We start from the raw sequence: 6,791 nt of genomic DNA, 5'->3' as shown, positions 1-6,791 counted from the left end.
CAGGCTCCACGAAGCGACGCACGAAGAAGTCAACAACCCCGCGTCCACGCCGCACAGGTTAAAGATCAAGCTAAGGGCTGTCCCGTAATCCCTGGTGGATCAGCGCGCGGCGTCAGATGCGGTGCATCGCAAGGCGGGCCGCCCTTCGCGGGCCATACGGACGCCAGGACCGTCGCCGGCCCGCCCCTCCGCCTGGCCTCCACGTGGTCCCCCGAGGACTCCCCGTACGGACGCCCGCCCGGCTGATCATCACTTTCGCCAGCGTGTGCGCCGGGGGTTGCGGGCCCGGGCGTTCTAGCGTTCTGCGATGCGATCTGTCCCCACGTGGGCCCTGTTCTCCGCGGTGTGCGCGCCGGTCCTTCTCGTCGGGGGCTGGGCGGTGTCAGGACGGCTTCAGGGGCCCGGCTACGACCCGGCCTCGACCACGATCAGCGTCCTCGCCGCCGACGGGGCCGGCGGTTACTGGGTGATGACGTCGGCCCTGCTCGCCCTCGGCGCCTGCCACGTGGTCACCGCCTGCGGACTGCGTCCGGCCGCGCCCTTCGGACGGCTGGCGCTGGCGGGCGGGGGGCTCTCGGCGATACTGCTCGCGCTGTTCCCGGCGCCGCTGAGCGGCGGCTCGTTCGCGCACGGGACCGTGGTGGTGGTCGGATTCTCGCTGCTGGCGATGTGGCCGGTCCTGGCCGTGCGTCGCGGCGCCCGCGCCTTACGGCCGCTGCCCGGGCCAGCGGCCGTGCGTCGCGGCGCCCGCGCCTTGCCGCCGCTGCCCGGGCGAGCCGCTCCGCTCCCTGGCAGCACCGCACCGTGGGGCCTGCGGCCCGGGCCGTCCGCCGCTGCGACGGCACTGATGTGGGCCGGTGGCGCCTGGTTCCTGCTCGCCCTCTTCCTGTTCGGCACCGCCGGAGCGGCCGAGCGCGTCCTCACGTTCGCGCAGTCGTTCTGGCCTCTCGTCGTGGTGGTCTCCTGCGCCCGGGGCTGAGGCGGACCCCACGGCGACGGGGCATGCCCCCGCCCCGCGCAGGGCCGGACACCCGGCCCCGGCGGGCCGGGTCATCCGTCACCGGTGCCGCCTCACGGGGCGTACTGTCCGATGCCCCGCGGCACGTACACCCCGTGCCCCGGCTGCCCCGCGTACGCGCGGTTGTCGATCACGGGCACCCCACGTGACAGCACGGTCTCGACCCGCCCTCGCACGCGCTTGCCCTCGTACGCCGAGTAGTCGACGTTCATGTGGTGCGTACTGGCCGAGATGACCTGCTCGGCATGCGGGTCGTAGATGACGATGTCGGCGTCCGCGCCCGGCGCGATCGTGCCCTTCCTCGGATACAGGCCGAACATCCGGGCAGGCGCGGCGCACGCGATCTCGATCCAGCGGCGGCGGCTGATGTGCCCGTCGACGACGGCCTGGTGCAGCAGGTCCATGCGGTTCTCGACGCCCGGCATGCCGTTCGGGATCTTCGAGAAGTCACCCCGGCCCTTCTCCTTCTGCCCCTTGAAGCAGAACGGGCAGTGGTCCGTGGACACCACCTGCAGATCGTTCGTCCGCAGCCCGCGCCACAGTGCCTCCTGGTGCTCCCGGGGGCGCAGCGGCGTGGAGCAGACGTACTTGGCGCCTTCGAAGTCGGGTTCGGCAAGGTTGTCGGTCGACAGGAAGAGATACTGCGGGCACGTCTCACCGAAGACGGGAAGTCCCTCGTCCCGGGCTCGCGCCAGTTCCGCGACGGCCTCCTGGGCCGACACGTGCACCACGTACACGGGGCATTCCGCCACCTGGCTCAGTTTGATCACCCGGTGCGTCGCCTCGGCCTCCAGGAGCGCCTTGCGGACCTCGCCGTGGTAGCGCGGGTCCCTCTCCCCGCGCGCCAGCGCCTGCTCCACGAGCACGTCGATCGCGAGACCGTTCTCCGCGTGCGTCATGATCAGTCCGCCGTTCGATCCGGCGCGCTGCATGGCCCGAAGGATCTGGCCGTCGTCGGAGAGGAAGACGCCCGGGTACGCGGTGAAGAGTTTGAACGAGGTGACCCCGGCAGAGACGAGCCCGTCCATCTCCTTGAGCGAGGACTCGTTCACATCGGACATGATCATGTGGAAGGCGTAGTCGACGGCACACTTTCCGTCCGCCTTCTCGTGCCAGGTGTCGAGCCCTTCGGCGAGCGATCCGCCCTTGGACTGGATCGCGAAGTCGATGATGGTGGTCGTGCCGCCCCACGCCGCGGCCCGGGTGCCGGTCTCGAACGTGTCGGAGGCGAAGGTGCCGCCGAACGGCATCTCCATGTGGGTATGCGCGTCGACCCCGCCCGGGATGACGTACTTCCCGGTGGCGTCGATGGACCGGTCGGCGCTCCAGGCCGCTGCGGCATCGGTGCCGTGCGCGGCGAGTGCGACGACGCGGCCGCCGTCGACGAGTACGTCGGCGTGCATCTCGTCGGACGCGGTGACGACGAGGCCGCCGTGGATGACGGTGCGGCTCATGTGCCCCTCCTCACTGTGGCGGAATGGGTCTACGCACGTAGACGGGGTGCGTGGTGAAGACCGTAGAAGTGGGTTACCCACTGTGGCAATACCGCTGCCGCCCACCCCCGAAGACGTTCCCGTTTCACCCGCCCGGCACCCGCCCAGCCCAGCGCGGGCGCGGCGCCGTCCTCCGCGCGGGCACCCGCGCGGGCACCCGCGCGCGGAGGATGCGGGACGCCCGGCGTCGGGGTGCGGTGGCCCGGACCACCGCACCCCCGCCCTCACCCCACCGAGCGCAGCGCTTCGGCGAGGATCGCCGCGCCCTCCTCCGCCTCCGGGATGGACAGCGAGAGCGGCGGAGCGATGCGCAGCACGCTGGTGTCGTGGCCACCGCCCTTGCCGATGAGCAGGCCGCCCTCCCGGGCGGCTTCGAGCACGGCCGCGGCCGCTTCGGGGTTCGCTTCGTCCGTGCCCGGCTTCACCAGTTCGACGCCGATCATCAGGCCGCGCCCGCGCACCTCCCGTACGCACTCCGAGGCCGCGCCGATCGCGCGCAGCCGCTCGATGAGCAGACCGCCGACGCGGCGGGCGTTGCCCTGGAGGTCGTGTTCGAGGAGGTACGAGAGGTTGGCGAGGCCGGCGGCCATCGTGACCGGGGATCCGCCGAACGTCGAAATGGAGTTGGCGTCCAGGCAGTTCATGACGTCGGCCCGGGCCACGACACCGCCGATCGACATGCCGTTGCCGATCCCCTTGGCGAACGTGAGGATGTCCGGCGGTCCGTTCCGCCCGTGTGCCTGCCAGCCCCAGAAGTGTTCGCCGGAGCGTCCCCAGCCGGTCTGCACCTCGTCGGAGATCCACAGGATGCCGTGCCGGTTCAGGACTTCGCGGAACGCCGCGTACAGGCCGTCGGGCGGTGAGGTGAACCCGCCGACGCCCTGGATGGGTTCGGCGATCAGCGCGGCGGGCGACCGGGCGTGGCCGAGCAGGTCCTCCAGGTCCGCGACACAGGCGGCGATGAACTCCCCGTCGCCCAGGTGCGCGTACGGTCCACGGCTGCGGACGCCCCCGTGCACGTACAGCGTCTGGAGCGGCGACAGGCTGGTGGGCGACCAGGCGCTGTTGCCGGTGACGGAGACCGCGGAGAAGGACCGGCCGTGGTAGCTGTTGCGCATCGCGAGGATCTGGTTCGACCTGCGGTACGTGGTGGCGAGCAGCAGGGCCGTGTCGTTGGCCTCGGTGCCGGAGGTGGTGAAGAAGACCCGGGCGTCCGGAATGCCGGAGAGCGTCGCGATGCGCTCGGCGAGCTCGACCATCGGCCGGTTCAGATAGAGCGTGGAGGAGTGAATGATCCGCCCCGCCTGCTCACTGACCGCCTTGGTGACTTCGGGCAGGGCGTGGGCGGTCATCGTGGTGAGAATGCCGCCGAAGAAGTCGAGGTAGCGCCTGCCGTCGGCGTCCCAGACGTGGCGCCCCTCGCCGTGGGTGATCTCCAGTGGGTGCCGGTAGTAGAGCGCCAGCCAGTCGGGGCTGACGGCGAGGTGGCGGTGGTGCAGACTGCTCACGGCTCCACCAGTCCTTCGTACGCGTCGGGGCGGCGGTCCCGGTAGAACGCCCACTGCTGTCGGACTTCTTCGATGAGGCCGAAGTCCAGGTCGCGGACGAGGAGTTCCTCGGCCTTGTCACTGGCGACCTCACCGACGAACTGACCGCGCGGGTCGACGAAGTAGCTGGTGCCGTAGAAGTCGTTGTCGCCGTACTCCTCCTGGCCGACGCGGTTGATCGCGGCGATGAAGTACTCGTTGGCGACGGCGGACGCGGGCTGTTCCAGCTGCCAGAGGTAGCCGGAGAGGCCGCGCGAGGTCGCGGACGGGTTGTACACCAACTGTGCCCCGTTGAGGCCCAGTTGACGCCACCCTTCGGGGAAGTGCCGGTCGTAGCAGATGTAGACGCCGACCTTGCCCACCGCCGTGTCGAAGACCGGCCAGCCGACGTTGCCGGGCTTGAAGTAGTACTTCTCCCAGAACCCCTTGACCTGCGGGATGTGGTGCTTGCGGTACTTGCCGAGATACGAGCCGTCGGCATCGATCACGGCGGCGGTGTTGTAGTAGAAGCCGGACTGCTCGACCTCGAAGACCGGGACGACGATCACCATGCCGGTCTCACGGGCCAGCTCCCGCATCCGCCGCACGGTCGGGCCGTCGGGCACGGCCTCCGCCCAGCGGTAGTGCTCGGGCTCCTGCACCTGGCAGAAGTAGGGGGCGTTGAACACCTCCTGGAACCCGATGATCTTCGCCCCCTGCCGGGCGGCCTCGCGAGCGTGTTCCTCGTGCTTGGCGATCATGGATTCGGTGTCGCCGGTCCAGGTCGCCTGGACGAGTGCGGCGCGTACGACGTGGGACATGAGCTGCTCCTTCGACGCGGCGTCAGAGAGCCTCTTCGCGTTTCTACGCCCGTAGACACGTGCGTAGGTGAGAACGTAAGCCCCGTCACACAACGGGGCAAGACCATCGCCGTGAACCAGCTGAGTCGATCATGTTTCACACCCGTGCGGTCCAGCGCTCGGGGTGGGCCGGATGGCCTCCGGAGCCCCGCTCGCCTGGCGTGCTCCAGACGATCGCGCCCCAGGGCGCCTGACCCTTTCCGCCGGAGGTCGTGGGCGCGCGGCGCGCCGCCTCGTCGACCTCCTGGACGGGCGGGTGGGGGGCGCCCTTGCGCCGGGTGAGTCCGCCGATGGTTCGGCGGGCGCCGAACCATCCGGCCGGTAGCGTGCCCGGTCCGGCGCGGGAGAGTCCCGCGCCGGTGACGCAGGAGGCATACCGATGCCGGAGACAGACCTCGGGCGACAGCTCGCCGAGCGGTTCCGCGAAGTCAACGGCGACCATCCGATGACCGATGCCGACGACGCATACGTCAGCGCGCAGTTCGTGGCTCTGGAGGAACTGTGCACCGCCCAGGGCCGCGATGCCGATGCGGTGCGCCGACTGATGCTGGCGGGGCGTCTGCCACTTCCGGGATACCTGCGCTCCGACGGTGCGGAGATGGTGCCGGCCGACCTCTTCGCTCTCGCCGACACATCCGGCGGCGTGGAGCTGCTCGAAGCGTGGTTCACCGCGCACTGGGCGGACCCGGATACGGGAAGGGCGGAGTGGAACGCGTACGTCAGCGGACAGTACGTTTGCCTGCGCTCGGTGACCCCGGCCACCATCCAGCGCAAGGACCACCTCACGAGAGCGATCACTGCCGCGGCGAACGAGGCGGATGCCGGTTCCGCGCGGGGCTCCGGGCGGCTGCACGCCCTGATCGACGAACTCGACGCGCTGGAACCGGCGTTCACGGAATACGACCGCCTTCGGTTCGGCGGGCCCACGTCCCGGGACACCTGCATCGACGCCATGCGCGCTCGATTCCCCCGCCCCTGACCCGGTGCCGCGGCCGACATCCGCCGGACGGCCGAGGGCGTCGGCTGCGGAGCGCGGTCGGCGGAGCCCGGCGTGCGCCGCCTGAGGCCCGCGCGCAGGAAGGGGCCGGGGCGAGCGGGAGCAGGGCCTTTCGCCCACTTCGCCCCGTCGCCGTCGGACCGTGCGGCATGATGGCTGCCATGCGTGGAGGGCTGGCCGGGCTGCACCGACTGTGGTCATGGCGCGGGCGCGGGCAGGCGGCGCTCGCCAAGACCGATGTCGAGATCACCGATTTCGTCGGCCTCGCGCAGCCGGGCACGCGCGACCGGGTCCGCCCGCAGCCGCGCGAGGCCGGGCACCGCGCGCCGACGCCGGCGCGTGGACCCCAGCCGCAGATCAGCGGTGAGGACGGAAGCGGCGAGCAGACGCATCACCTGACAATGCCGCCGTACCGCCCGGCCGTGATGGTCTTCTCGACCCACGGGCGGGCACCGGTCGCCCTGCGTGTCGTGGGCAGGAAGGGACGCTCCTCACGCCTCTACCGGCTGTCGGGCGACGGCGCCCCCGTACCGCTGCCGGACGCGACCAAGACCATCGGGTTCCGCGTCTCCGCTGCCGGCGACCCGGAAGCGTGGACGGCGACCGCGGCCCCCCTGCGGGAAGTCCCGCGCTTCCACGACGAGATCAACGGCACCGGGTCGGATGTCGTCCACTACCGAGGGCAGGCGGGCCCGGGCACCCTCCACTACGCGGGCCCGGGCCAGATCCAGTTGGAGTCCCTCGACGACCGCCTTGCCTACGGGCTGACGGTGGTCGAGGGCCGCGCCGGGGAGCACACGTTCCGGTGGCCGGGCCGCGGCTACTACCAGGTGCGCTCCGCCGGGGCGTGGACGCTGTCCGCCGCGTGAGCCACTGAGGGGACGCCGCCGGCGCCCG

6 protein-coding genes are annotated in these 6,791 nt (G+C 71.2%); 3 read left to right on the top strand and 3 right to left on the bottom strand.

Annotated features, from left to right (window positions below; genetic code table 11):
- The first annotated feature begins 307 nt into the window (after positions 1 to 307).
- Positions 308 to 979: a DUF998 domain-containing protein gene (locus ABZ454_RS36180; protein WP_359543743.1), complete on the top strand. Its 672-nt coding sequence runs from the start codon at positions 308 to 310 to the stop codon at positions 977 to 979.
- A gap of 92 nt (positions 980 to 1,071) precedes the next feature.
- On the opposite strand, the gene hydA is transcribed toward ABZ454_RS36180, so the two are convergent.
- The 3 genes from hydA to ABZ454_RS36165 all read right to left on the bottom strand — a co-directional run bounded on the left by hydA (position 1,072) and on the right by ABZ454_RS36165 (position 4,858).
- On the bottom strand, positions 1,072 to 2,472 hold the full coding sequence (hydA, locus tag ABZ454_RS36175) for a dihydropyrimidinase (RefSeq protein WP_359543742.1): 1,401 nt from the start codon (positions 2,470 to 2,472) through the stop codon (positions 1,072 to 1,074).
- Between the two features lie 263 nt (positions 2,473 to 2,735).
- Complete coding sequence (locus ABZ454_RS36170; RefSeq protein WP_359543741.1) at positions 2,736 to 4,019, bottom strand: aspartate aminotransferase family protein; 1,284 nt, start codon at positions 4,017 to 4,019, stop codon at positions 2,736 to 2,738.
- The gene (locus ABZ454_RS36165; protein WP_356317189.1) at positions 4,016 to 4,858 is read right to left on the bottom strand and encodes a nitrilase-related carbon-nitrogen hydrolase; all 843 of its coding nucleotides are present in this window, start codon (positions 4,856 to 4,858) and stop codon (positions 4,016 to 4,018) included. Before ABZ454_RS36165 ends, ABZ454_RS36170 begins: the two co-directional genes overlap by 4 nt.
- Before the next feature lie 418 nt (positions 4,859 to 5,276).
- Between ABZ454_RS36165 and ABZ454_RS36160 the strand changes: the two genes are divergently transcribed.
- Both ABZ454_RS36160 and ABZ454_RS36155 read left to right on the top strand, forming a co-directional pair.
- On the top strand, positions 5,277 to 5,876 hold the full coding sequence (locus tag ABZ454_RS36160; protein ID WP_359543740.1) for a DUF6058 family natural product biosynthesis protein: 600 nt from the start codon (positions 5,277 to 5,279) through the stop codon (positions 5,874 to 5,876).
- Positions 5,877 to 6,055: 179 nt separating this feature from the next.
- Entirely contained in the window at positions 6,056 to 6,763 is a 708-nt protein-coding gene (locus tag ABZ454_RS36155; RefSeq protein WP_359543739.1) for a hypothetical protein, read from the top strand.
- Positions 6,764 to 6,791 lie beyond the last annotated feature (28 nt).

Origin of the sequence: Streptomyces sp. NPDC005803 (assembly GCF_040630435.1) — a bacterium.
Taxonomy (GTDB): Bacteria; Actinomycetota; Actinomycetes; order Streptomycetales; family Streptomycetaceae; genus Streptomyces.
The sequence above is the reverse complement of the archived record's forward strand: the minus strand, read 5'-3'. Positions and strand labels throughout refer to the sequence as shown.